At 54.0% G+C, this 23339-nt stretch carries 24 protein-coding genes; 15 read left to right on the plus strand and 9 right to left on the minus strand.

Features of this window, described 5'->3' with window-relative positions; translation table 11 throughout:
- Positions 1-124: 124 nt before the first annotated feature.
- The gene (locus O4H49_RS03475; protein ID WP_269422024.1) at positions 125-760 is read left to right on the plus strand and encodes a LysE family translocator; all 636 of its coding nucleotides are present in this window, start codon (positions 125-127) and stop codon (positions 758-760) included.
- A gap of 156 nt (positions 761-916) precedes the next feature.
- Here O4H49_RS03475 and O4H49_RS03480 read toward each other — a convergent pair whose 3' ends face one another.
- Positions 917-2518 carry a BCCT family transporter gene (locus tag O4H49_RS03480; RefSeq protein WP_269422025.1) on the minus strand — a complete coding sequence of 534 codons (1602 nt, stop codon included), beginning with the start codon at positions 2516-2518 and terminating at the stop codon, positions 917-919.
- Positions 2519-3565: 1047 nt separating this feature from the next.
- On the opposite strand from O4H49_RS03480, the gene O4H49_RS03485 reads away from it, so the two are divergent.
- The 6 genes from O4H49_RS03485 to O4H49_RS03510 all read left to right on the plus strand — a co-directional run bounded on the left by O4H49_RS03485 (position 3566) and on the right by O4H49_RS03510 (position 9288).
- On the plus strand, positions 3566-4546 hold the full coding sequence (locus O4H49_RS03485; RefSeq protein WP_269422026.1) for a substrate-binding periplasmic protein: 981 nt from the start codon (positions 3566-3568) through the stop codon (positions 4544-4546).
- Between the two features lie 347 nt (positions 4547-4893).
- Positions 4894-5868 (plus strand): substrate-binding periplasmic protein, encoded by a 975-nt coding sequence (locus O4H49_RS03490; protein ID WP_269422027.1) that lies wholly within the window; start codon positions 4894-4896, stop codon positions 5866-5868.
- 286 nt (positions 5869-6154) lie between these two features.
- Entirely contained in the window at positions 6155-7129 is a 975-nt protein-coding gene (locus O4H49_RS03495) for a substrate-binding periplasmic protein (protein ID WP_269422028.1), read from the plus strand.
- A 106-nt stretch (positions 7130-7235) separates the two neighbouring features.
- Entirely contained in the window at positions 7236-8009 is a 774-nt protein-coding gene (locus tag O4H49_RS03500; protein WP_269422029.1) for a phytochelatin synthase family protein, read from the plus strand.
- A gap of 172 nt (positions 8010-8181) precedes the next feature.
- Positions 8182-8646: a mobile mystery protein A gene (locus O4H49_RS03505; RefSeq protein ID WP_269422030.1), complete on the plus strand. Its 465-nt coding sequence runs from the start codon at positions 8182-8184 to the stop codon at positions 8644-8646.
- Between the two features lie 54 nt (positions 8647-8700).
- Entirely contained in the window at positions 8701-9288 is a 588-nt protein-coding gene (locus O4H49_RS03510; RefSeq protein WP_269422031.1) for a mobile mystery protein B, read from the plus strand.
- Between the two features lie 46 nt (positions 9289-9334).
- On the opposite strand, the gene O4H49_RS03515 is transcribed toward O4H49_RS03510, so the two are convergent.
- Both O4H49_RS03515 and O4H49_RS03520 read right to left on the minus strand, forming a co-directional pair.
- Positions 9335-10000, minus strand: a complete 666-nt coding sequence (locus O4H49_RS03515; RefSeq protein WP_269422032.1) for a hypothetical protein — start codon at positions 9998-10000, stop codon at positions 9335-9337.
- Between the two features lie 145 nt (positions 10001-10145).
- Positions 10146-11825, minus strand: coding sequence for a protein adenylyltransferase SelO (locus tag O4H49_RS03520; RefSeq protein WP_269422033.1), 1680 nt, complete (start codon positions 11823-11825; stop codon positions 10146-10148).
- A gap of 292 nt (positions 11826-12117) precedes the next feature.
- On the opposite strand from O4H49_RS03520, the gene O4H49_RS03525 reads away from it, so the two are divergent.
- From O4H49_RS03525 to O4H49_RS03535, 3 genes are all read left to right on the plus strand, one after another.
- Positions 12118-12714: a heme NO-binding domain-containing protein gene (locus O4H49_RS03525; protein WP_269422034.1), complete on the plus strand. Its 597-nt coding sequence runs from the start codon at positions 12118-12120 to the stop codon at positions 12712-12714.
- Positions 12707-13702 (plus strand): sensor histidine kinase, encoded by a 996-nt coding sequence (locus O4H49_RS03530; protein WP_269422035.1) that lies wholly within the window; start codon positions 12707-12709, stop codon positions 13700-13702. The genes O4H49_RS03525 and O4H49_RS03530 overlap by 8 nt, the downstream gene beginning before the upstream one ends.
- 131 nt (positions 13703-13833) lie before the next feature.
- Positions 13834-14649: a class I SAM-dependent methyltransferase gene (locus O4H49_RS03535; protein WP_269422036.1), complete on the plus strand. Its 816-nt coding sequence runs from the start codon at positions 13834-13836 to the stop codon at positions 14647-14649.
- 51 nt (positions 14650-14700) lie between these two features.
- On the opposite strand, the gene O4H49_RS03540 is transcribed toward O4H49_RS03535, so the two are convergent.
- Both O4H49_RS03540 and O4H49_RS03545 read right to left on the minus strand, forming a co-directional pair.
- A complete protein-coding gene (locus tag O4H49_RS03540; RefSeq protein ID WP_269422037.1) occupies positions 14701-15522 on the minus strand; it encodes a hypothetical protein in 822 nt (273 codons plus the stop codon).
- A gap of 74 nt (positions 15523-15596) precedes the next feature.
- A complete protein-coding gene (locus O4H49_RS03545; protein ID WP_269422038.1) occupies positions 15597-16118 on the minus strand; it encodes a hypothetical protein in 522 nt (173 codons plus the stop codon).
- Positions 16119-16360: 242 nt separating this feature from the next.
- Between O4H49_RS03545 and O4H49_RS03550 the strand changes: the two genes are divergently transcribed.
- From O4H49_RS03550 to O4H49_RS03565, 4 genes are all read left to right on the plus strand, one after another.
- A complete protein-coding gene (locus tag O4H49_RS03550) occupies positions 16361-16783 on the plus strand; it encodes a GNAT family N-acetyltransferase (protein WP_269422039.1) in 423 nt (140 codons plus the stop codon).
- Positions 16784-16815: 32 nt separating this feature from the next.
- A complete protein-coding gene (locus O4H49_RS03555) occupies positions 16816-17562 on the plus strand; it encodes a hypothetical protein (RefSeq protein WP_269422040.1) in 747 nt (248 codons plus the stop codon).
- A 46-nt stretch (positions 17563-17608) separates the two neighbouring features.
- Complete coding sequence (locus O4H49_RS03560) at positions 17609-17758, plus strand: hypothetical protein (RefSeq protein ID WP_269422041.1); 150 nt, start codon at positions 17609-17611, stop codon at positions 17756-17758.
- 206 nt (positions 17759-17964) lie between these two features.
- Positions 17965-18696, plus strand: coding sequence for a sulfite exporter TauE/SafE family protein (locus O4H49_RS03565; RefSeq protein WP_269422042.1), 732 nt, complete (start codon positions 17965-17967; stop codon positions 18694-18696).
- On the opposite strand, the gene O4H49_RS03570 is transcribed toward O4H49_RS03565, so the two are convergent.
- Positions 18693-19598, minus strand: coding sequence for a LysR family transcriptional regulator (locus tag O4H49_RS03570; RefSeq protein ID WP_269422043.1), 906 nt, complete (start codon positions 19596-19598; stop codon positions 18693-18695). The genes O4H49_RS03565 and O4H49_RS03570 overlap by 4 nt on opposite strands.
- A gap of 107 nt (positions 19599-19705) precedes the next feature.
- Between O4H49_RS03570 and O4H49_RS03575 the strand changes: the two genes are divergently transcribed.
- On the plus strand, positions 19706-20221 hold the full coding sequence (locus O4H49_RS03575) for a lactoylglutathione lyase family protein (protein ID WP_269422044.1): 516 nt from the start codon (positions 19706-19708) through the stop codon (positions 20219-20221).
- A gap of 111 nt (positions 20222-20332) precedes the next feature.
- Here O4H49_RS03575 and O4H49_RS03580 read toward each other — a convergent pair whose 3' ends face one another.
- The 3 genes from O4H49_RS03580 to O4H49_RS03590 form a co-directional block, all read right to left on the minus strand.
- Complete coding sequence (locus tag O4H49_RS03580; RefSeq protein WP_269422045.1) at positions 20333-20773, minus strand: DUF6463 family protein; 441 nt, start codon at positions 20771-20773, stop codon at positions 20333-20335.
- A gap of 205 nt (positions 20774-20978) precedes the next feature.
- Positions 20979-22541: an ABC1 kinase family protein gene (locus O4H49_RS03585; RefSeq protein WP_269422046.1), complete on the minus strand. Its 1563-nt coding sequence runs from the start codon at positions 22539-22541 to the stop codon at positions 20979-20981.
- Positions 22531-23325 carry a TetR/AcrR family transcriptional regulator gene (locus O4H49_RS03590; protein WP_269422047.1) on the minus strand — a complete coding sequence of 265 codons (795 nt, stop codon included), beginning with the start codon at positions 23323-23325 and terminating at the stop codon, positions 22531-22533. The genes O4H49_RS03585 and O4H49_RS03590 overlap by 11 nt, the downstream gene beginning before the upstream one ends.
- Positions 23326-23339: the final 14 nt, after the last annotated feature.

The following is a 23339-nucleotide window of genomic DNA, read 5'->3' on the forward strand; positions in this document are numbered from 1 at the left end:
AACAACGGGCTGTTTCGGAGGGGCAGGCTTGTCCGGCGCAAGAGCCGGTTGCCCCGATCCGGGAAAAGGATCAAACTGATCTGCCCGGTTTTCCTGATGTATCGGGTTTTCTATGGAGGGGATCGTGCCGTCTCTTGATCTTATGCTTCCCTTGCTGGTGGCGTCAGTCCTGCTTGCTGTTACCCCTGGTCCCGGAATGCTTTACACCACTGCCCAGACAATCAGCCGGGGCCGAAAGTCCGGGCTTTATGCGGCGGTTGGCCTTCATCTTGGAAGTTACCTGCACATTCTGGGGGCAGCCTTCGGTCTGTCCCTGCTGCTTGTCGCGGTTCCTTTTGTCTATACGATTGTGAAATTTGTTGGGGCCGGATACCTTGTCTGGATGGGGGGCAGGTATCTGACGACGAGCTTGTCCGGGGCTGTGACAAGCGGTGAGGCCGGGGGAGGCGATCACGTCAAGGCGTTGAAAGAAAGCGCCCTTGTCGAGGCGCTTAATCCAAAATCCGCGCTCTTCTTTATTGCTTTCCTGCCCCAGTTCACTGATGTAAACGCGGCTTTTCCGATCTGGCTGCAAATCCTTGTGCTCGGCGTTATTGTGAATGTCGTCTTTTCAATCGCAGAAGTGGGATATGTGCTGCTGGCTGGCAGGGCAACCCAGTTCTTTCAGAACGCCCCGACAGCGGCACGGTGGCTGCCCCGACTGGGGGGCGGCATTCTGGTGGCTCTGGGGATCAGGCTTGCGACCTCGGATCTTCGCTGATTTTCCCGCGACCCGGAAAGATAAACCCGACAGGCCGACCAGATAAAAATCCGGATAAAAGATCCAGATAAAAAAGCCCCCGGAGCAGCCTGTTGCTTCGGGGGCAGTTCGCAAGCTGACTTACTTGCAGGGTAGATTCTTGATTGTGCCGAACGGCTACATCAACTTGCGTTCGGCACTCAATCCTTTCCAGATGCTGACGCACATGAGCAGCAGCACCGCGGCGAAGGGGAAGCCTGTTGTCACCGCCATGGCCTGAAGTGCGGCCAGTCCGCCGCCAAGCAACAGGGTGATGGCAACCAGCCCCTCGAACACACACCAGAACACCCGTTGCGGCATGGGGCCATCGGTCTTGCCGCCAGCGGTGATGGTATCGATCACCAGTGAACCGGAATCAGAAGAGGTCACAAAGAACACCACCACCAGAATAATGCCGATGGCTGAGGTGATCTGGGTCAGGGGCAGTTCGGACAGCATGGCAAAGAGCCGCAGTTCGGTTGCCGCATCCTGTGCCCCGCTGTAGCCATCAACCACAATCTGGCTCAGGGCTGTGCCGCCAAAAACCGTCATCCAGAGTGCGCAGACCAGTGAAGGGATCAGCAGCACACAGATGACGAACTCGCGCACGGTCCGGCCCCGGGATACCCGGGCGATAAACATGCCGACAAAGGGCGACCAGGAAATCCACCAGGCCCAGTAGAACGAGGTCCAGCCCTGGCTGAAATTGGCATCGGTCCGGCCAAAGGGATTGGACAGGGCGGGCAGGTTGGTGACATAAGCCCCCAGACCTGAGAAGAAACCCTTGAGCAGATCTGCGGTCGGGCCGACCAGCAGCACAAAGACCAAAAGCAAAAAGGCCAGCACCATGTTGATTTCCGAGGCCCGTTTGACCCCGCCATCCAGACCGCGCACCACGGAAATCAGGGCAACGGCTGTTATCCCGATGATCAGGATGATCTTGGTGCCGCTGCTGTCGTCGATACCAAAGAGGAAGTTCAGCCCGGCATTGGCCTGTGATGCGCCAAACCCCAGCGATGTCGCCAGACCAAACAGGGTCGCCAGCACCGCCAGTACATCAACCATGTGACCGAACCAGCCCCAGACCCGATCGCCAAACAGCGGGAAAAAGGCCGAACGGAGCGAGAGCGGCAGCCCCCGGTTATAGCTGAAAAATGCCAGGGCCAGCGCAACCACGGCATACATGGCCCAGGGGTGAAGCCCCCAGTGATAGATCGTGGCAGCCATACCCAGCTGTGCAGCCGCGGCAGGATCGCCCGGAGCCCCGGCCAGTGGTGCCCAGCTTTCAGCTGTCCCTGCGGTTTCTGCGACAGAACTGGCATAGTGGGAAATCGGTTCGGATACACCAAAGAACATCAGGCCGATCCCCATGCCCGCGGCAAAGAGCATGGCGAACCAGCCCGCATAGCCGTAATCAGGCGTGGCATCCACACCACCCAGACGTACAGCACCAAGCGGCGTGACCACCAGCAACAGACAGAAAAGGACAAAGAGGTTGCCGGCGGACAGGAAGAACCAGTCAAAATTGACGGTGACCCATCCTCGCATAGAATTGAAAAGTTCGGTGGCGGCCTGGGGTACCATCAGGGTACCAAGGACAAAGGCGACAATGGCCAGTCCGGAAATCAGGAATACGGGATTGTGGATATCAAGACCGAAAGGGCCGATCTGGGTCTCGATATTGTCCTGGCCAACTTCAAAGTCGGTTTCTGTTTCACCAGGATTTGTCTGGTCAGACATTTGCTTCTCCCCAAGTTATTTTTTTTCTCTGCGATTTGCTCCTTTATGACAAAACCATGACAAGCCTACGCCGAAAATGACGGCTTTGAGAAGTGATTTTTTTAAGCTTTTGATAGCGCGTTGATATAGATATTGTATTTTTTATAATTGTAGGTTCCATATTTTGTGTTTTGTCACCCTTGATGCTTTCCAGCTTCCTTTTGTGTCATTTCGGGTCTTTTGCCGCTTTTCAGAGCCTGTCCCGGGGATGCCGGCTGTTGATCTTTGGCTTCTCTCCCTGTCTGCTGATCTTCAGGGACTGCCGATTTTCAAGGTCTGCCGATCTTCAGGTGCCGATCATGGCATCTTTTTCGGAAAAGCCGTGCTTGGGTTTGCCTGTGTCAAAGAGGGGCGGCTGTGTTCTGGTTGTGTCTTTTGGGGCACTTCAGAGGGCTGAAGGGAAAAGAATTACCCCCGGGGGTTTAATTTCCGGCGGTCTGCCCTATATGGTTGCCTGATATCGGAGCCAGTAATATCGCCAGTAATATAGCCTGTAATTCTGCGCGGGTATTTTGCGCAGGTATTTTGGGGGGAGGCTTTTCTCCGTATTCGGGGCGGTATTTGGGTGAACCTGCTGCGGCGGGTAGCGGGCAGGAGCCAGCGCAGAGGCCCGGAGAAAATCAAAGATTTTCCCGTATTGAGCAAAGCCGTCGATGAGATGGGCTCAGGCCGCGGGCTTGCCTTCCGGCTTGTCATTCTGCTGGTTTGACCTGATTGTGACAGGTAATTTATGTCGAGCCATGTTGATGAGTCTATGGCATTTATTGTTTTATTTCAACCATGTGAGAGAGTTAGGGGAATGTGGAGAGCAGCTGTTATCTCTGGTATGCTTGCAGGATTTCCACCTATGTCAAACGGACATATCCAGGAGGGTCGCTGCTCTGTTATACTGAGTCGGGTTCTCCTGTTTTTTTCAATCAGAAATTGGTTGTTTTGGCGAAAATGATCTGCAAGCCTCTATCTGGACAAATGAACACTATGATGTTGAATTTTAAAGAGGTGTTGGGGATGTTTTTATATCCTTTGCCCAAAGGTGCTCCCAACGGCGCTCAAGAACGCAGCAGAGAAATAACAAGATCCTTTCGCCGGGCGGTTTCACGTTCTCTTGCCGATAGTCTTTTCGGCTGGTGCCGGGGGACTCTCCGTGGCCTTGTTGGCGCTGCTGCCTTGGCAGGTGTCTTTTTCGCATTTGCTTCTGTTCAGTCTGCCGCGGCCCAGGAAAAGGCAACTGTGCAATCGTCTGTGACCAGGGACCCGCACAATATCGTCTTGTCTTTGGGCTTTTCCATCCCGCCCTATGTGATTGCCAACAGTAATCGCGGGGCCGAACTGGATATCGTGCGCGAGGCACTGGCGCTGGAAGGCTATATAATTACCACCCGCTATGTGCCGAACAAACGCCGCAACATAGAATACAGCAGTGGTAACAGCGACGGTGCCCTGACTGTCAGCCCGAATGAGGCACTGCCGGGTTTTTATTCCAAGTCTTATATTACCTATCAAAACGTAGCGTTTTCGCTGGAAAAAAACCAATACGCGATCAGTTCTATTGCCGATCTGTCAGGCAAACGTGTCGTCGCTTTCCAGACGGCATCTGTGGTGCTGGGGCCCGAGTTCGGGGCCTTTGCCAAAAATAACAAGATGTATCGCGAGATTGCCAAACAACGCGATCATGTGAGTCTGTTGTTCAATCGGCAAACCGATGTGATCATCGGGGATGTCAATATTCTGAACTGGCTGGTGAAAAACGGCAGCTATTCAAGCCAGACCAACAAAAACCAGCCGATGACAATTCATCGGATTTTCCCTCCGAGTCACAAGTTTGCTGTCTTCAGGGAGGAAGAGGTGACCCGGGCTTTTGACCGGGGTATCGCCGCGCTGAAAAAATCAGGCCGCTATGACGAGATCCTGAAAGACTATGACGTCTACCGCGCGCCGGGCGACGATCTGAGCTGGCGCACAAGGAAACACAAGCCCTTGACGTCATGATGACCTGATCAGTGCCAGGTTCTGCCACAACTGTTTGTCACAAGATTTTTCTTTATGATTTTGCCAGATGGTTTTGTAAGGACGGGGCAATCAGACCAAGAGATTTTTGCCCCGGTTTTCCGCGCTTTCCTGCGCCTCAAACGGGGGGAGGGCAAGCTTTATCCTGTGTCAGGTTTTATCTTATCGGTTGTTCTGCGAGAAGAAATGAACGCCTGAGATTGTACTCTTAAAGTAATGTTAATTCTTCAGGCGTGTAATCGTTATAAGAGATATTAAAGGCTGCCAAGCTGAGGTTTTGCCACCTGAGGCATCCCGATGCGGGGCATTTTCCCGAAAGAAGTTAAAAGATGAATGTTATCTTTTGCCTATTCGGTTTTTCAGACTTTCGAAACAGCGTTTCCAGCTTTTCCAGCTTTTCTAGTTTTTCAAATTTTTCTCCGGGCGACAGAAAAGCTGGCGATTACAGGAAAACAGGTAAGGGATGGATTGCCCTGTTCCTGTTCTGGGGGGGGCTTTTCAGCTTCTGTTCTGGGGGGGGCGGGCCAGTTACAAGATCGTTTGCTGCCGAAGAAAGCGCCGTTGATGAAACAGGTACAGATGACAAGCTGGCAAGAACGGCCGTTTCTCTGTTGATGGTTTCTGCCACGCCGCCCTATATTGATGAAGATAACAACCGCGGGGCCGAGCTGGATCTGGTGCGGGAGGCGCTGGCGCTGGAGGGCTATCGGGTTGTTCCCCGTTTTGTCCCGAATAAGCGCCGAAATATTGAATACAGCAGCGGACGATACGATGGCGCCCTGACAGTCAGTCTGAACGATCAACTGGACGGCTGCTATTCCGACAGTTACCTCGCCTATCAGACTGTGGCTATTTCGTTGAGATCGCGGAAATTTTCTATTCGCAAGATTGATGACCTTGAAGGGAAAAGGGTGGTGGCTTTCCAGACGGCTTCGGTGATTCTGGGTCCTGAATTCACTTCTTTTGCCAGGGAAAACCGTAAATACCGGGAGGTCGCGAAACGGCGGGATCTCCTGCTGCTGCTGTTACGCGGTCATGCTGATGTGGTTGTCGGAGAAATTAATATCGCGAACTGGATGCTCAAGCACGGTGATTATCCTGATCTGGTGGATGTGACACAGTCGCTTCGGGTACACAGGATTTTTCACCCCAGTGTCAAGTATGCCGTATTTACCGACCCGGCACTGTGCCAGGCTTTCAACCGGGGAATCGAGACTCTGCAACGTTCAGGTGACTACGACGAAACTTTACGGGCCTATGGTATTTTGGGATATGAACTTGACGTCCTGATCAATGGCGGATAGGGGCTGAATCCGGTATGCCAGCTCAAAAACACCGGCGTGGCCTTTTGCCCCGAACTTCTGAGCATTCCTAAGCCTGAATTGGATGGAGAGCATGCTTTATCCCGGGTTCAGATTTTAACTTATGGGTTGTTCTTTTTGAAAATAAAAAGCCTGAGATTGTACTCTTAAAGTAATGTTAATTCTTCAGGCGTGTAATTGTCAGGAGAGATAATTAAAAGGCTACCAAGCTGAGGTCTTGCCACCTGAGGCATCCCGATGCGGGGCATTTCCCGAAAGAAGTACAAAGATGAAAGATATCTTTTGCCTATTCGGTTTTTCAGACTTTCGAAACAGCTTTTCCAGCTTTTCCAGCTTTTCTAGTTTTTCAAATTTTTCTCCGGGCGACAGAAAAGCTGGCGATTACAGGAAAACAGGTAAGGGATGGATTGCCCTGTTCCTGCTCTGGGGGGGGCTTTTCAGCTTCTGCTCTGGCTGGGATGGACTTTATTCTTCTGCCTTTGCCGGCGATGACCCGACACCAGAACAGGCAAGCACCGGGGACAATCTGTCTGCCAGAGAGATTACGCTCCTGATGGTTTCTGCCACGCCACCCTATATCGATGAAGCTCAGAGCCGCGGGGTCGAGCTGGATCTGGTGCGGGAGGCGCTGGCGCTGGAAGGCTATCGGGTTATTCCCCGCTTTGTCCCGAGCAAGCGCCGAAATGTTGAATACAGCAGCGGGCGATATGATGGCGCCCTGACCGTCAGTCTGAATGATCAGCTGGAGGGCTGTTATTCCGACAGCTACATCACCTATCAGAATGTGGCTCTTTCGTTGAGGGCGCGGAAATTTTCCATTCGCAAGATTGCCGATCTCGAGGGGAAAAGAGTGGTGGCTTTCCAGACGGCTTCGGTGATTCTGGAGCCTGAATTCACTTCATTTGCGAAGAAGAACAGCCAATATCGGGAGATTGCGAAACGGCGGGATCTCCTGACTCTGTTGTTTCGCGATCATGCCGATGTGGTTGTCGGAGAGCTTAATATCCTGAACTGGTTGATAAAAAACGGTGAATATCCCGATCTGGTGGATGTGACGCAGCCGCTTGCGGTCCACCGGGTTTTCCGCCCCAGTGTCAAGTACGCCGTGTTCACCGACCCGGTGCTGTGCCAGGCCTTCAACCGGGGGATTGCGGTTCTGCATCGTTCAGGCGGGTATGACAAAACCTTCCGGACTTACGGAATTCTGGGATATGACCTCGACGTTCTGACCAATGGCGGATAAGGGGAAGATCAAGCTTCCGCTATAAAGTCCCCGGGCTGAATCTGGCTTGCCAGCCCCAAAATACCGGAGTAGCGTTTTTTCAGAAAAATTCAACTTCGGGGTGATCATGCTGCGCGCTTCTGTTCTTTACTCACTGGTTCTGTTTTCTGGTGCCGCTGGACTGTCCGGCTTTGCTGTTGCGGATGAACCCGCGCCCAAGCTGGGGCCGTTTGCCGTGCCGATTACCACGGACGCGGGCTTTCTGCGGACCAGTCCGGCCCCGGATTACTGGGCCTTTGCCTCTTACGTCAAGCCGCAGTTCACCAGCAGCGCCTGTTCCATCGCCACGGTAACCGCCACACTCAATGGCCTGCGCGGCCTGCCGCCCCATGCCGAAGACACTGTGACCACCCAGCCCGCCTTGCTCGAACTGGTGGCTGATCCGGTCTGGAGCGCGGTTTCTGCCGAAGACGGCGACGGCGTGATGTTTGACCAGCTGGAAGACTTCACCAGAAAGGCCGTTCATGCCCTGGCCCAGCAGGACGCCCGGCTCGCCAGCTGGCAGGTTACCAGCTGGAAACCCGCCACCAATGATGCAGCCACCCTTGCCAGCCTGCGCGCGCAACTGGCCAAAAACGAAGCCTCTGCCGATGACGCCCTGATGATCTATTTCAACCAGGGGGTTTTGACCGGCGATTGGGACGGCCCGCATATCTCGCTGATCGGGGCCTATGACGCGGCGCAGGACCGGGTGCTGATCCTCGAGGTTGATCAGGAATGGTACATTCCCTACTGGTCGCCCGTGCCCAAACTGCTCGAAGCCATGCTCAAACCCACCTCCGCCGACCACGGCGTCCTCGAAGGCCAGACCGGCGGCTTTGTCGGCATCAGCAAGCTGTAAAGGGGAGAGTGTTTCCGGGGCAGTGCATATTACCTGATATGCATTATCTGGAGAAATGTGTATCAAATGATATTCGTTCTGTCATTAATTGTGTATCATTAAATTGACAAAAAGTAGTAAATTGTATATTGTTTAATATGCATATTTCTGAATTGTTCAAAGGTGTCAGGCGATGAGTGTCAGGGAAACCGCCAGAAAACAGTATCTGCGGCTGGTTGACGGGGCGGCGGCCCAACTGGCCGATCTCGCCCGGCCCGCCGAGGGCTGGCTGGTGAGCCTGCGCAAGGCGCTGGGCATGTCCGGGGCTGATGTGGCCCGGCGCATGGGGGTGACCCGCAGTGCGGTCTATCAGGCAGAGCGCAATGAACGCGACGGCGCGATCACCTTGGCCCAGATGGAAAAGCTTGCCAGCGCACTGGGCGGACGTTTTGTCTATGCGATTGTGCCCGAAGGCAGCGTTGACGCGGTGTTACAGGCCCAGGCCTATAACAAGGCCGAAGCCCGCATCCGTCGGGCCAGCGCCCAGATGGCCCTGGAAAGCCAGGCGCTGCCCGAAGGCGAAACCCGGCGCAGGATCGCGGAGCTTGCCCGGGAACTGGTCCGCGACAGGCCGTCCGATTTCTGGCAGACCCGGTGAACGTAGACCCGGTGAACGCAGGCAGGGTGAAAAACGCGGAGGGAGCATTGAGGCATGAACTTTGTTGAGCCCGATGGGGCCACGCCGCTTGATCCCGATGAACGCCTCGGCCTGAAGTTCAGCCACATCACCACGCGCGGCGAGTTGGACGAGTTGGAACAGGCCAACATCGAACAGGCGCTGGGCTGGCTGTCGCGCCGCCGGGGCGGGGATATCCTTGACGATGCTTTTGTAAGAAAGCTGCACAAACGTCTGTTTGGCGAGGTCTGGAGCTGGGCAGGGGAATACCGCCAGAGTGAGAAGAATATCGGCGTTGATCCGCTGCAGATCCCGGTACAGCTGCGGATGTTGCTGGATGACGCGCGCTTTTGGGCAGAAAACCGGACCTATGTGCCGCTGGAAGCCGCCGCGCGGTTCCACCATCGCATGGTCCAGATCCACCCCTTCGCCAATGGCAACGGTCGCCACGCCCGCATTGCCACGGATATCATGCTCGAAGACCATTACAAGCATCCGCCGATCCTTTGGGTCAGCGGCCTTGACCTGCTGGCCGACAGCAACAGACGCACAAGCTATATCTCGGCTCTCCGCGCCGCGGATGCGGGTGATATAATGCCGTTGCTGGATTTTGTGGGCGGGTGAGGTAAAATCATTTGGCTTTAAAAGGCAGGTTTATCACTTGCTATTTCTATACCATTATCGGTCCGTACATTCCTGTGTTAATTAAAGAATTCCAAATTTTCTTTAATGTCAGGCCTGTTTCCTGATCTACAAATAAAGAGGAACGGCTTCCATGTGGAGTGCCAAGAAAATATGGGCTCATTGTTTCCCAAGTTTCGGCAAATTGAGCATCTCGCCATTTTCGAAATTCTTGTTCGATTAGTAATGGTAATGCGAGTGATTTAGGAATAGTTCCTTTTAAACCCAATGGCTTATACCACTCGCAACGGACAAGAATTGCAGTAGTCCCGGTATTATAAAGTTCTAAATCAAGTTTTTCTGCTGAAATATGGGCATCTTTGTTGTCTGGCAATTCGTCAACAGAACGGACAACAGCTTCCCAGTCACCGTAAGGACAGGTAATAAATCCATTAACAAAGTATATTGTATGGTCCAAACCTTTATAGCCACATTCCGCACTAGGTTTAGTTATGGGAAAATGAGTTTCTCTATTATTTGAAACCAAGGGATGCCATGAAGGATAGCTTTCTACAACCGGGCCACACTTATCAATAATATCAATAATTACTTCTTTAGATCGTGGTCTTTCTGTAGCGCTTATTCCCTTTGGAATTAAGTAATTCAAAGCTTTTTCAAGACCATTTTGCTCTGCTTCATTAGCTCTGAATGCCATAAGAAAATTCCTTGTCATAATATATTAATTCTACGCACAAAAATACAATTTTATGCGAAATATGTCAATATAATGTTGTTGAGAAAATCCTCGCAATTTTAAAGAATGGCCCCAGGATGTCGATAAAGACAGAGTATTTTCCGCTCTACGTCCCGCAAAAAGTCCGGTACGGCCTGTTGTCCGTTGGCGGGGTTTCGAAATTGGCGTTTTCGGGCTGTTCTTCGTAGGGGCGGGAGAGGATCGCGAGCAGTTTTTCGAAGGGGGCGAAGTCGCCGGACTGGGCGGCGCTGATCATTTCCTCGACCCGGTGGTTGCGCGGGATAAAGACCGGGTTGAGTCTTTGCATGATTTTCAGGCGCTCTGCCGGGCTGCTGGCCTCTTGCGACAGGCGCTTGTGCCAGAGGGTCAGCCAGCCCGAGGCGGGGTCGCTCAGCGCTGTCGGGGCGGCAAAGAGGGCGGCGAGATCGCTTTCCGCGTTGCTGCTTGCTGTTGCTCCGGTTTTGTCTTCTGTGGTCCTGTCTTCTGCGGCCTTGTTCGCTGCTGGTTTTTTTGCTGGTGTTCCCTTTGACGCTGGCCCCGCCGGGGCTGTGTCAGCCGGGGCTGTCAGTGCGGCGGCGCAGCGGGTGAGGTGGCGGAAGAACAGGGTAAAGTCGACCTCCTGATTATCCAGCAGTTCCAGTGTGGTCTCGACAAAGGCGCTGTCGCCTTCTTGCGGGGTGAGCAGGCCGAGTTTGCGGCCAAAACCTTCGTAAAAGGCTTTCTGGAAGGCGGGCTCAAAGCTGTTGACCGCTTCCTGGATCTCGGCGACGTCGATATTGCCCTCGGCATCTGCGGGCAGCAGCGGCACCAGCGACTGGGCGAGGCGCGAGAGGTTCCAGTGGGCAATGGCGGGCTGGTTCGACCAGGCGTAACGCCCGCCTTCGTCAATCGAGCTGAAGACCGTGGCCGGATCAAAGCGGTCGATAAAGGCGCAGGGGCCAAAGTCGATGGTCTCGCCCGCCACCGACATGTTGTCGGTGTTCATCACGCCGTGGATAAAGCCGACCTGCATCCAGCGGGCCACCAGCTCGGCCTGTCTGGCGGCGACGGCCCAGATCAGGGCGATAGCGGGGTGCGTGGCCGGGTGGGTGCCGGGCGTTGTTTGGGTGGCAGACTGTCCAAGGGATTTCAGTTCGGGATAGTGGCGCTCGATCACATGGTCGAGCAGGATCTGCAACGCACCGACGTCCTGGCGGGAATAGTGATACTGAAAGGTACCGACGCGGATATGGCTTTGCGCCACGCGGGTGAGGATGGCCCCGGGCAAAGTGGTTTCGCGGAACACCGGATCGCCCGTGGTCACTGCCGCCAGTGCCCGGGTGGTGGGAATGCCCAGCGTGGCCATGGCTTCGCTGACCAGATATTCGCGCAGCACAGGCCCCAGTGCCGCCCGGCCATCGCCGTTGCGCGAATAGGGCGTGCGGCCCGAGCCCTTGAGCTGGATATCGCGGCGGATGCCGTCCTTGCCGATGACTTCACCCAGCAGAATGGCGCGGCCATCACCCAGCCGCGGGCTCCAGCCGCCAAACTGATGCCCGGCATAGACGGCGGCGAGCGGTTCTGCGCCCTCGGGGATCGCGTTTCCGGCGAGGGCGGCGATGCCTTCATCCGAAGCAAGAGCTTCAGCCGAAATACCCAGCAGATCAGCCAGATTTTCGTTGACCTTGATCAGGGCCGGGGCCGAAACCGGCTGCGGGTTCAGTTTGGTATAAAAGACCTCGTGCAGCCGGGCAAAGCTGTTGTCGAAAGGAATCTGCAGGCGGGGGGCGGGTTTTTTTGAAGTCACGGCGGTTACTCTTGTTTTCTTTGGGCGCGAGAGGTTCTGTACCAGAGATAGTATCGCGCGACCAGAAATGCCAAAACTATTCCTGTTATTGCCTTATTCGCATTCCTGCTTTCTGGCGACAGAATGACGGGCCGGGAGCAGGGACACTTCAATATTCATTAAGACAAAGCTGCTAGTCTGTTATGCTGGTGCAAGAGGCAAGACGCTTTTTCTTCTGTTGCTGCAATTTCCGGGTATGGGCTTGTCATGCCATCACCCTGGTACCGCAAACCCTGTTAAGGGGAGAGTCAGGATGAAGGGTATTGTTTTTACCGAGTTCCTCGAGATGGTTGATGGCCGCTTTGGCGAAGAATTCTGCGACCGTCTGATTGATGCGGCTGACCTGCCTTCGGGTGGCAGCTATACCGCGGTCGGGACCTATGACTTTAACGAAATGATCACGCTGGTCGAGGCCCTGTCGCGGGAGACTGGAAAAGCCGGGCCAGATCTGATGAAGCTGTTCGGGGAATATCTGTTCGGGAGCTTCTCCAAAAGATACCCGGTGTTTTTTGAACAGAAAACCAGCTGTTTTGACTTTCTGACCAAGATCAATGATGTGATCCATCCGGAAGTGCACAAGCTTTACCCCGATGCCCAGCTGCCGCATTTTTCCCACGACTGGCCAGACGACAACAGCTTTGTCCTGGTCTATCAATCCAGCCGTCCCTTTGCTGCGCTGGCCGAAGGGCTGATTGCCGGGGCGATTGCCTATTTCGGGGAAAAAATCACCCTCGAGGTCGAGGATCTGGCGGCGGGTGCGGGAACCATGGCGCGCTTTAACCTGAGCAAAGAGCCTGGTGCTGGACCTGATTTTAGTTCCGATTTTGGACCCGATCCTGGTCATGACTGACGCCCCGGTTTCCCGCAAACGTTATCTGAGAGAAAAAGCGGCAAGGGAAGCTGCAGAGGCCCTGCTTGAGGAAAAGAGTATCGAGCTGTACAGGGCCAACAGGGCGCTGCGGGAACTGAACGCGACACTGGAGCAGAAAGTCGAGGCGCGGACCCGGGAACTGCTGGAGGCCACTGCCGCGCGTGAGGAGTTCCTCGCCTGTATGAGCCATGAACTGCGCACGCCGCTCAATGCCATTATCGGCTTTTCTGAATGTATCAATCAGGAAATGTTCGGGCAGATCGGTAATGATCATTACAAGGAATATATCGGGCTGATCCACCAGAGCGGCCAGCATCTTCTGAGCCTGATCAATGATCTGCTCAGTTTTTCCAAGATCAATTCCGGTGAATACGAGATCATCCGGGAAGAGATCGATGTGGAGAAGACGATACAGACCGCGATCCAGATGCTGCAACAAACGGCCGGGGCGAGGAACATTACCCTTGATTACCGCCTGCAGGGAAGCTGCGCCTGTCTGATGGCGGATGGGCGATCGCTCTACCAGATGCTGCTGAACCTTTTGTCCAATGCGGTGAAATATACCAACCCCGGAGGAGAGGTTCTGGTGCACTTCAGAAAGGGCACCCGCGAGGCATTGCTGGCGGTGGCAGACAGCGGCATTGGCATTGATCCGCAGGATATGGACAAGGTCTTGCAGCCTTTTGGCCAGGCCCAGAGTGCCTATGCCATTTCAAGCAAATCCCAGCTGGGCAGTACCGGACTGGGGCTGCCGATCGTCAAGTCTCTGGTCGAGCTGCACGGCGGGCGGTTGTGCCTGCGCAGTGTGGTGGGCAAGGGCTCGCTGGTCGTTCTGCACTTCCCGCTGGGCCCTCCGGCCTCGCCAGAAAAAGAAGAACAGACGCAGCCCAAACAGGTTTCACCAGAACAAGAGACCTTGCCCGGGGCTTCCACCTTGCGGGACCAATCCGCCCCGTCGCGACAGTGATTTATTCCCGCCGTGACAGTGGTTTCTTGTTGCGCTTGCTTTTTACGGCAGATTTCCTTTCTTTTGAGAAGTGGCGTAAACTTTCTGCTGCCCAGATCGTACCGGGCAGACACAGCAGGAAAGTTTTCCATATGACCGACAGTGATAAAATCTTCACCGGGTCTATTCCCGAATTCTATGACAGCTATCTGGTGCCGCTGATTTTTGAAGACTATGCCCGCGATCTGGCTGAACGGGTGGTTGGCCTGCGCCCCTCTGCCGTTCTGGAAACGGCTGCGGGCAGCGGGGTGGTTCCGCGGGCGCTGGCGCCGCAGCTGGATGCAAGTGTGCGTTATGTGGTCAGCGACCTGAACCAGCCGATGCTGGACCACGCTGCGAAAAAACAGGGGTCGCATGACTGTCGGGTTGAATGGCAACAGGCCGATGCGCTGGAGCTGCCCTTTGCCGATGCCAGCTTTGACGTGGTGTTGTGCCAGTTCGGGGTGATGTTCTATCCCGACCGGGTCCGGGGCTATGCCGAGGCAAGGCGCGTGCTCAAGCCCGGCGGCTGTTTTGTCTTCAGCGTCTGGGATCATATCCGGGAAAACGTCTTTGCCGATCTGGTCACCGCCGCTGCGGCCACGGTCTTTCCCGAAGATCCCCCGCTGTTCATGGCCCGCACCCCGCATGGCTATCACGAGCGCGCCACCATCGAACGCGACCTGAAACAGGCGGGGTTTTCCCAGATCGCTATTGAGACCCGCCCCGGTGTCAGCCGCGCACCAAACCCGCGTCACCCGGCGATTGCCTTTTGCCAGGGAACGCCCCTGCGCAACGAGATCGAGGTACGGGATTCCAGCCTGCTGGAACAGGTCACCAATACCGCCGCCTCCCATATCGCCGAACGCTATGGTAACGGCTCGGTCGAAGCCAGAATGCAGGCCCATGTGATCACGGCAATGCGCTGACGTGTGGTCTTTATCGTCTTACGGACTTGATGTTGAACAGGACCAACGGCCCTAGCTGATCATGTTGTCGCCGAGCAGGCTTTCCATGGCGCGGCTGTTCTGGGCGCGGGCTTCGGGGGTGCCGGGCCCGGCGATATCAGGGGCGATGTCAGGGGCGGTTGCCTGGACGCCGTTGGCCAACTGGCTGTTCAGTTGACCGTCAATCTGTCCGGCGCTGGCCAGATCGGTGGGGGATAGGGCGGGGCCGTCGCTGGTGATCTGTTGCTGCTGGCGGGTCTGGCCGTCTTCGCGGATCGACAGTTTGGTGCTTTCTTCCATGACCCGGGCGATCTGCAATTCAACCTTCTTGCGTTCCTCGGGCGAGAGGGCGGCGAGTTCTTCTTCGGTCAGGCCCATGCCCTTGAGGATCTGGGCGCGCATGCGCTCTGCCGGGGTCTTGCCGATAAAATCGCGGAACTCGGTAACGGCTTCACTTTCACCCGTGCCAGACTTTGCCTCCATCGCCGCGATCTGCTGGGCGGTGAAGAGGGTCTTGGCGGTGCCGTTAAGCGCCTCGGTGGTCGAGGCCAGGCCGGTATTGCCCAGGGTGATCCGGTTGGTCGTGGCAACGGAGCCGGCCTCTGTTGAAGACGTACCGGTTGTGGTGTTGCTGCTGGCCGAGACGGCGGCAGACTGTGCCGCGTTGAGCTGAACATTACTGCCCAGGGCAGAGAAAGACAGGGCAGCTTCTGCCGAGCCTGACGCTGAAGATGTGCCGGATTTGCCGCCCGTCCGCGAGGTCGCGGCAGCGTGTTCCGTTGCGACCATGCGGTGCAGGTCTACTTTTTCGTCCTGATTATAAGGCCTTAGAGAGTAGGAGCTGGATATCTGCATGTCAGTGCCCTGGCAAAGCTGTTAAAATCTACAGTTGATGAAGCAATATCCGTGCCGAAGTTGGGGGGCGGCACTTATTTTCCGTGCGAGAAAACGCTGGCAACCAGAGCCCGGGCCTGTTTTTCTGTCAACTCGGCGAGAGACTGCGGCAAGGTGAAATCCAGGGCATCGGCGTGCTTGGCAAGCGTTGTCCGGTCCAACTGGCCGAGATATTCCATGGGGTTCTGCAATTGATCCTTAACCTGTGCCTGTTTGAGTTCTTCATAAACCGCTGTGTTGCTCGCGGGTGCAGCGTTTGCGGCATCCATCCAGTTCATCGACGCTTTCAGATATTTAAGGGCGCTGGGCATGGCTTTGACCAGATCGGCAGCTCTTTCCTGGTCTGAGCGCGGGGTATCGAGGGCCTGCTGATAAATCATCTTCTGAGCTTCGGCAGAAATTGTGATCTTGTCACCTTCCCGGCCACTCTGCTCAGAAGACACGGCTGTATTCCCGCTGGCAAGCGCCTGTCTTTTGGCCTGTTCCATGATCTGGCTGGCCGAAGGATTGTTCTCTGCCGTGTGGTTATAGAGGGATAAACTGGATAGATTGATCATGCTGGTTCTCTTGCCGGTTCTTTTGGGAAATTATAATTTTTTATCAAGCAATAGTTGTGCCATTCTGACCTGACCTGGTTTGGCAGGCAGGGGAGATGACTGCAAAAGTTTGGCCCGGAAAAATTGGCCCGGAAAAATTGACCCGAAAATTGACCGGGCAATCTTCTCGGCAAGCAGCAGGGGAAACCAGCGCCTGAAAACCAGAGTGTGAATATCAGAGAGTAAAAACTGGAAGGACAAAAATGCCGGACTACAGGATCAACAGTGACCTTGATCAGATGGATCTGGATGTGATCCACGGATTTATCAGCCAGTCCTATTGGGCCAAAGGCATTCCGCGCGATCTGCTGGAGCGGGCGCTGGGCAATTCGCTGTGTTTCGGGCTGTTTGACGGCGGAAATAACCAGATCGGTTTTGCCCGGATGATCACCGACCGGGCGACCTTTGCCTATCTCGCCGATGTGTTTGTTCTGGAAAGTCACCGGGGCCGGGGCCTGGGCAAACTGTTGATGCAGGCCATCGTTGATCACCCGGAGCTGCAGGGCCTGCGCCGCATGATGCTTGCCACCCGCGACGCCCATGATCTCTATGCCCAATACGGTTTCACCCCGATCCCCAACCCGGAAATCCTGATGCAGAACTTGAACCCGACGGTTTATGGGTAACAAAAGATGATGCAGGAAATGAGCCTTCTAATTTGGATGTTGTTTTATCTGAAGGGCTGAGTATTAATTACATAATACACTTATTGGTAGATTTTGTGATGAATGTCGCTTTAGGGTTTCTCAAAATAAATACGATATTTCAAAAAATTTGGGAGCATGATGAGAAAAAAATTGATTTCAGAGTTTTTCGAACAAGTTTATTCGAGCAATATTTGTTTTGGATAATGATTTTTTCAGCGATATTGGCAATACTTTTTGCCGTCTCAACGCATTTTATTGTTGGTTATCACCTTAAAATCATAGCGAATTTTCTTGTTGTCATAAGTCAAGTCGCAGGGATTTTGTATCAATTTTCCTTCCTGTTCCTGCTCTCTGAACTTATAAGGAGGCCTACACGTCATTTTCTCAGCCGAGTAGCTGAATCAGCTTCAAAAGATTACGAGCTTGCTAATGAGTTATCTCACTTTTCAATGTTACAGCTGAATTATACGAAGGATCGGCTTATACTAGAGTGTCGGAACTTTCGATCCAGAGTTGGTATGTTGATCGGAGCTCTTGAAAAAATCGGAGTTGTTCCAGTATTTCTATCATTGTTTTTTTCAATCACCAATATTCCTTCAGAGAATGCTGAGGTGATTATGGGACTAGAATGGCTTCCATATGGGGTAATAGCTTTATATGTAATGGTGGTTTGCGTTTCATTTTTTGCTCATAAACTTGAGCGTTATATATTGCTTCTAAGTACTGCGATTGAAATTAAAAGAGATCATGTTGTTTGATTGATGCCCTCGATTATCGAATGTGTTGTTCTAGATAAAGGGAACGGTGCTGTTTCGCGGTCGCAATGCCCTGCACCGTGTTGCCCCGGTCGAGGGTGATCGCACCCGTATTCTGGTGGTGCTGGCCTATAACAGCCAACCCGGTATTGCCCTGTCAGAGTCCGCGTGCATGACCTTTTACGGGCGCTTGGGCTAGGGGCAGGTCACTGATGACGCGCCATCAAGATTATCTTGGGAAATCCGGGTATTTGCATGAATGGTAGTGGGGGATAAGCCACAATCTATTTGCTTTATTGTGGGTGTAATTAAATTATCAGTTGTGTCTGGTGAAGGCTTCCTTGCACACTCTTCCTGCAATTGTTGCATTTATGGTGTCTTGCAGGGTGCCTTGAGATAAATGACATGGAAATACTGATATATATACTGGTTGGAATCTCGTCGTTCTTTTTTGTTATTGTTCCCATAACCGGCGGCGTTGTTCTTAACCCGCTGTTATCACTGATTGTTGATCCGCATACGGCAGTCAGTATTACTGTTTTCTTTTTTATGATCAACAGCGGGATCAAGGCATTGATATTCCGCCACGACATCGTCTGGGAACTTGTGGCCCGTATGTTGCCCGTCTCAATAATTGCCGCGGTTGTCGGTTCTTATCTGATTGGATTTATTCCCGAGATTGCCCTTTATATAATGATGCTTTTGATGACATTGTTCTTTGCGTCAAAGAGAATTTTTCCGTCTCTTTTTCGTAAGAAACAAGACCAGAAGAACCAGAATTATGGCTCTGTAATCACCAGTATACTGTCAGGCTTTATGCAAGGAGTTGGCCTTGGCGGCGGCGGGTCTTTGCGAAAGGTGTATTTTCTTTCCGGGAACCTGTCCTTGCAACAGATGCATGGGACGACGTCGGCTTTAAGTCTTGTGTTGGGAACCGCGGCGACTTTCATCCGTCTGGAAACAGACCAGGTCACATTTGATATCCTGCTCCCTGTTTTATATCTGATTCCCCTTATGGTCATTTCCATTGTCTATGGAAAGAAGGTGCTTGTGAAACTGAGCGAACGGGCTTCGGATATTATTATCCGCGCAACCCTGGCGCTGACGGTTGTATTTCTGACAATGAAGTTGCTCTAGCGGTTTGTTTCTCGTGGGGCTGCAGTCCCGGAGGATAACAGGCTGTCGATACAGGATCTGATCAGCTGGTACCGGTTGGGCAGGGGGCGGTGTTTCTTGGTAATCAGGTAAAGCGTTTCCCGACAGGGCACCGCAAGACTGGCTTTGCAGATGCGTTTCTGATCGGGGAAAAGATCGACGGTTGATTCAGGCAAAACAGTAAAACCAAGACCTTCGGACACGGGCAGCAGGATCTGGCTCAGCTGGTTTATATAGCCTTTTTGGGGCAGGTCAGCGAAGCCGCTGAATTCACGGGGATAGTTTTTTTCCAATACCTGTGAGGCATAGTGGGCACCGTTGGGATGGTCAATATAGCCAAGGGATAAAAGATCGGCCCATACGCCCGTATGGTGGGCAGGCAGGGCGAGGCAGAGTTCCTCGTGCCCGATCCGGGTGATGTTGATTTGCGGGTCCTCGATAAACGAGGTGATCAGCCCCAGATCCATCAGGTTCTTTTTTATCAGATCAACGGCGGTGGCATCGGGGGCGGCCTCAAGCGAGATCCGCAGCTCCCGATGGTGTTCTTGCAACTGCAGCAACGCCGGGTACAGCCGGGTTGCCATCGAGCCGGAACAGGTAATCCGGCACTCGCCGCAAAAGGGGGAATCTTCGCCCAGGCTGTCGCGCAATTCCTTTTCCGCTTTTTGCTGTTTCCGGGCAAAACGCAGAAAGGTTTCCCCGTCGGGCGTCAGCTCCATCGTTTTTCCCCGCCTGGCAAAGAGAGATACATCCAGCTCTCTTTCCAGCCGTTGCAGGTGCAGGGTAACACCGGGCTGGGTCATGTTCAGGTCTTCGGCCGTGCGGGTGAAATGACGGGTTTTGTGCAGGGACAGGAAGGTGGCGATATGAAGAGGATTTATCATAACAATATTTTATCAAATTAATCAGATATCATAATTTCACATGATCATTAATTTTTGGCAAGCTCCGGACAGAAACAAATCATCAGTAAGTCATTCAGGAGAATGTCATGAATACGACAGCACAACAGTCTTACCCGCGCAGCTTTTCCCATATCGGGATTTCGGTCCCGGATCTGGAGGCGGCGGTCAAGTTTTATACGGATGTTCTGGGCTGGTACCTGATTATGGAGCCGACGGAGGTTGTCGAGGATAACTCTGCCATCGGTGAAATGTGTACGGATGTTTTCGGGGCGGGGTGGGAACGTTTTCGCATCGCCCATCTTTCGACCGGGGACCGGATTGGGGTTGAGCTGTTCGAGTTCAAGAACCAGCAGAACCCGGAAAACAATTTTGAATACTGGAAAACGGGCATTTTCCATTTCTGTATTCAGGACCCCAATGTCGAAGAACTGGCCGAGAAAATCGTTGCTGCCGGGGGCAAAAAACGGATGAAGCAACCGCGGTTTTATTATCCGGGGGAAAAACCCTATCGCATGATCTATATGGAAGATCCTTTCGGCAATATTCTGGAGATCTACAGTCACAGCTATGAATTACATTATGGCTCGGGCGCTTACAGTTAAGCGGGCTGTTTCATCAGGTGTCTTTTAGCGGGTCTTCGTGGGGGCCGTCTTCACGGAACCCGCCTTTGTTTACCCCGTCTTTGTTTATCCCGTCTGTATTGCCTCCAGGATTTACTGGCCCCAGGACTTGTTTGCAGAATGGTTTTTGATGGCAAAACCGATGACGGCGGGGATCAGCAGCCAGAAACCGGAAGAGGGGAGCAGGGCAATGCCGAGCAGGCTTAGCATAGCCAGCAGGGCCAGCGGGATTTCCTGAAACGGGAGCGGTGGCCTTTGCCGTTCGGTCTGGTCGATCAGGTAACCTGCCAGAAACAGCGGCAGGCCAAAGAGGAAAAACCAGACGGTGTTGCCAATCCGGGCATCGATCAGGCCGCTGTTGAAAAATCCGGCCGCGAAGATCCGTTTCAGGGCCTCAGGGAACAGCACGACAGTAAAGGCGATGTGGAGCAGGGCAACGGCCATGATCCAGCGCCCGACCCAGCGCTGGTCGATGATTGTCTTAAGGACAGTGCCGGAGCGCTGTTCTGTGGTGCGAAGGATGTTTTGGGGCATCCTGTCTGCCTTGCCTCTCACCGCCATTTTAGTGTTCCGCTTTTCATGTCGTTCCTTTCAGCCTGTCGGATGTCACCCTGTCGCATTTTGTCGGGTCCCTTGCACCCGGTACCCTGTTATCGAGGGGGCCGACCTGGTGGATTATCGGGGCTGGATTATCAAGACCGGATTATCAGGTGCGGTCTACCGGATTATCGGGGCCAGATCATTGACTGGCCTGGTGGCCGTGCCAGGGATTGCCGGTTTTGACCACTGCGCCCAGTCGGCTGAGCATCAGGCCAAGGCCACGATAGGCGCGATCAAAATAGAGCAGGTCGCGGTTGATCCCCTTCATATAGGGCGCGATCTTGCGGGTTGTATCGGTGGTCATTTCCGGCCAGATCCAGTTGGTGAAGTCAAATTCCGCTTTCTGGTACGGCGCAATCATCCAGTGCTGGATCCGGTCGAGTTCGGGTTGCAGGATCTCGTGAAAGGCCCTGTCGTCCATGTCAGGTCTGATCAGGTCAAAGTCTTCGTAATAACGCTTTAATCCGGCGAAATCCTGCTGTTCCGAAGAACCCTGTTGTTCCTGGGGGCCGTGATGGCGGATCATCAGCTGGTAATAACCCGCGACCTTTTGGGTGAAGCTGCTGTCGATCTCACGGATGCAGCCAAAATCCAGCACCCCCAGTTCGCCCCCGGCCATGAAAAGAAAGTTTCCGGGGTGCGGGTCGGCGTGCAGATGGTTCAGATCAAAAAAGCTGTGGAAGAAAAAATCATAGAGCAGCTGGCCGTAGTGGTTTTTCTCGGCCTGCGAAGGTTTGCCCGCCAGCCATTCCTCCAGATGTTGCCCGGCCAGGTCTTCCATGGTCAGGACCCGCTCGCTGCTGTAATCGGCAAATACCGCAGGGATACGGACCTGCTTGAGCTTCAGGCGGCTTTTAAAACGGCTGAGGTTTTCTGCCTCCTGATAATAATCGACCTCGCGCTGCAGCTGCAGGGTGATTTCCTCCAGCACCGGGTCAATTACCGAGCGGGCGGGCATAAAGCTGGTCGAGGCCGCAACCACCGACAGCAGGCCGCTGAGCACCTTGACGTCGCTTTTGATCGAGGCGGCAATTCCGGGATACTGAACCTTGACCGCGACGGCCTGGCCTTCATTACTGGCCTGGCCCTCATCTCCGGGCAGGGTGGCCTTGTGCACCTGCCCCAGACTGGCGGCGGCAAAGGCGTCCTTGTCAAAACGGGCAAAGATTTCGCCGGGGCCTGTGCCAAACTCGTTGCGGAAGACCTTGTCGATCAGCGCCCGGTTCAGCGGTGTTGCCTGATAACAGGCTTTTGCCAGCTCCTTGCGGATGCCTTCGGGCAGGATTTCGGCCTCCATGCTCAGGATCTGTGAGGCCTTGAGGGCGGTGCCCTTGAGCTGGTTCAAGGCCTTGAACAAAGTTCTGCCAATGTCTTCTTCGTGCAGCCGCCGGGCAAGGGCCTGACTTTCCGCATTCGAGGGCGTGCCCTCGGATAGTGCCGCGCGCTTTTGGGCGAATTTTTGCGCCAGTTTGCTGCGCCCCATATGACCGAGATGGCGCAGTCCGACCCGGGTCGCTGTCAGGCCGATGGTCGCCGAACGCTGTAATCTGTGCGTGGCGATACTGCCTGTATCGGGTTTGCCAGCCTTGCTGGTCTCCTGACTGTTGCTGTCCGCTTTACCGGGTGTTGCGCCCTCGTCAGCCTTATGGGGCAGGTCGTTTTTACTGGTTATGGTTTTATTTGCTGCGTCTTTATTTATCATGGCGGCTTCCCCGGGAAACAAAGCTGCCCATGCCTTTCATCAGTGCGGCCAACCCCACCGCGCCGCCCATAGCGCCGCCCATTCCGCCCATCATTCCGGGCATTTTTGTGCCGCTATCCATAAAGCGCATCACCTGGCTTTTAAACAGGAAACTGACCAGATCAGCCCCCTTGCCGATAACGCCGCTTTTCAGCACGGTGGTGAAAAAACCGATGGTGATTTCGACAAACTGTGTGGTCTGGGTAAAGTCCTCGCTGTCGTCCTGCAACCAATAGAGCACCGTGCCAAGCAGGCCATCGACCATCAGGTGGGTAATCGCCCCTTGCAGTGGCAGATCGGGGATTTCCCCGGCCTCGATTGCCTGATCCAGAATCTCGCCCAGTTTCTTTTTCAGTGCCTTGCTGGCGGGGAATTCCCGCTGCATCAAAAACGAGGGGGAGTTGCGCAGAATTTCCAGACTCTCGGCGACAAACTCGCGGTTTTCCAGCAGTTCATCAAGATAGTTATAGACAAAGAACTGCAGCTTTTCTTCCAGTGTGAAGTCGGCAAAGTCGGCGTTTTCCTCGACAAGATCAAGAATGTTGAACAGCACACCCTCGTGATAGGCCAGCAGGAACTTGTCCTTGTTGGGAAAGTATTTATAGACCGAGGAATCCCCCATGCCCGCCGCCTTGGCGATCTGCTTCATCGAGACATTATGAAAACCCTGTTCGGAAAACAGCTCGACCGCCACGGCAATCAGCTTGCTGCGATTGGCTTCTTTCTGCTTGCTGGAGATGCGCATAATGAAAATTACTC

This window comes from Kiloniella laminariae, assembly GCF_027214005.1.
Taxonomy (GTDB): Bacteria; Pseudomonadota; Alphaproteobacteria; order Kiloniellales; family Kiloniellaceae; genus Kiloniella; species Kiloniella laminariae_A.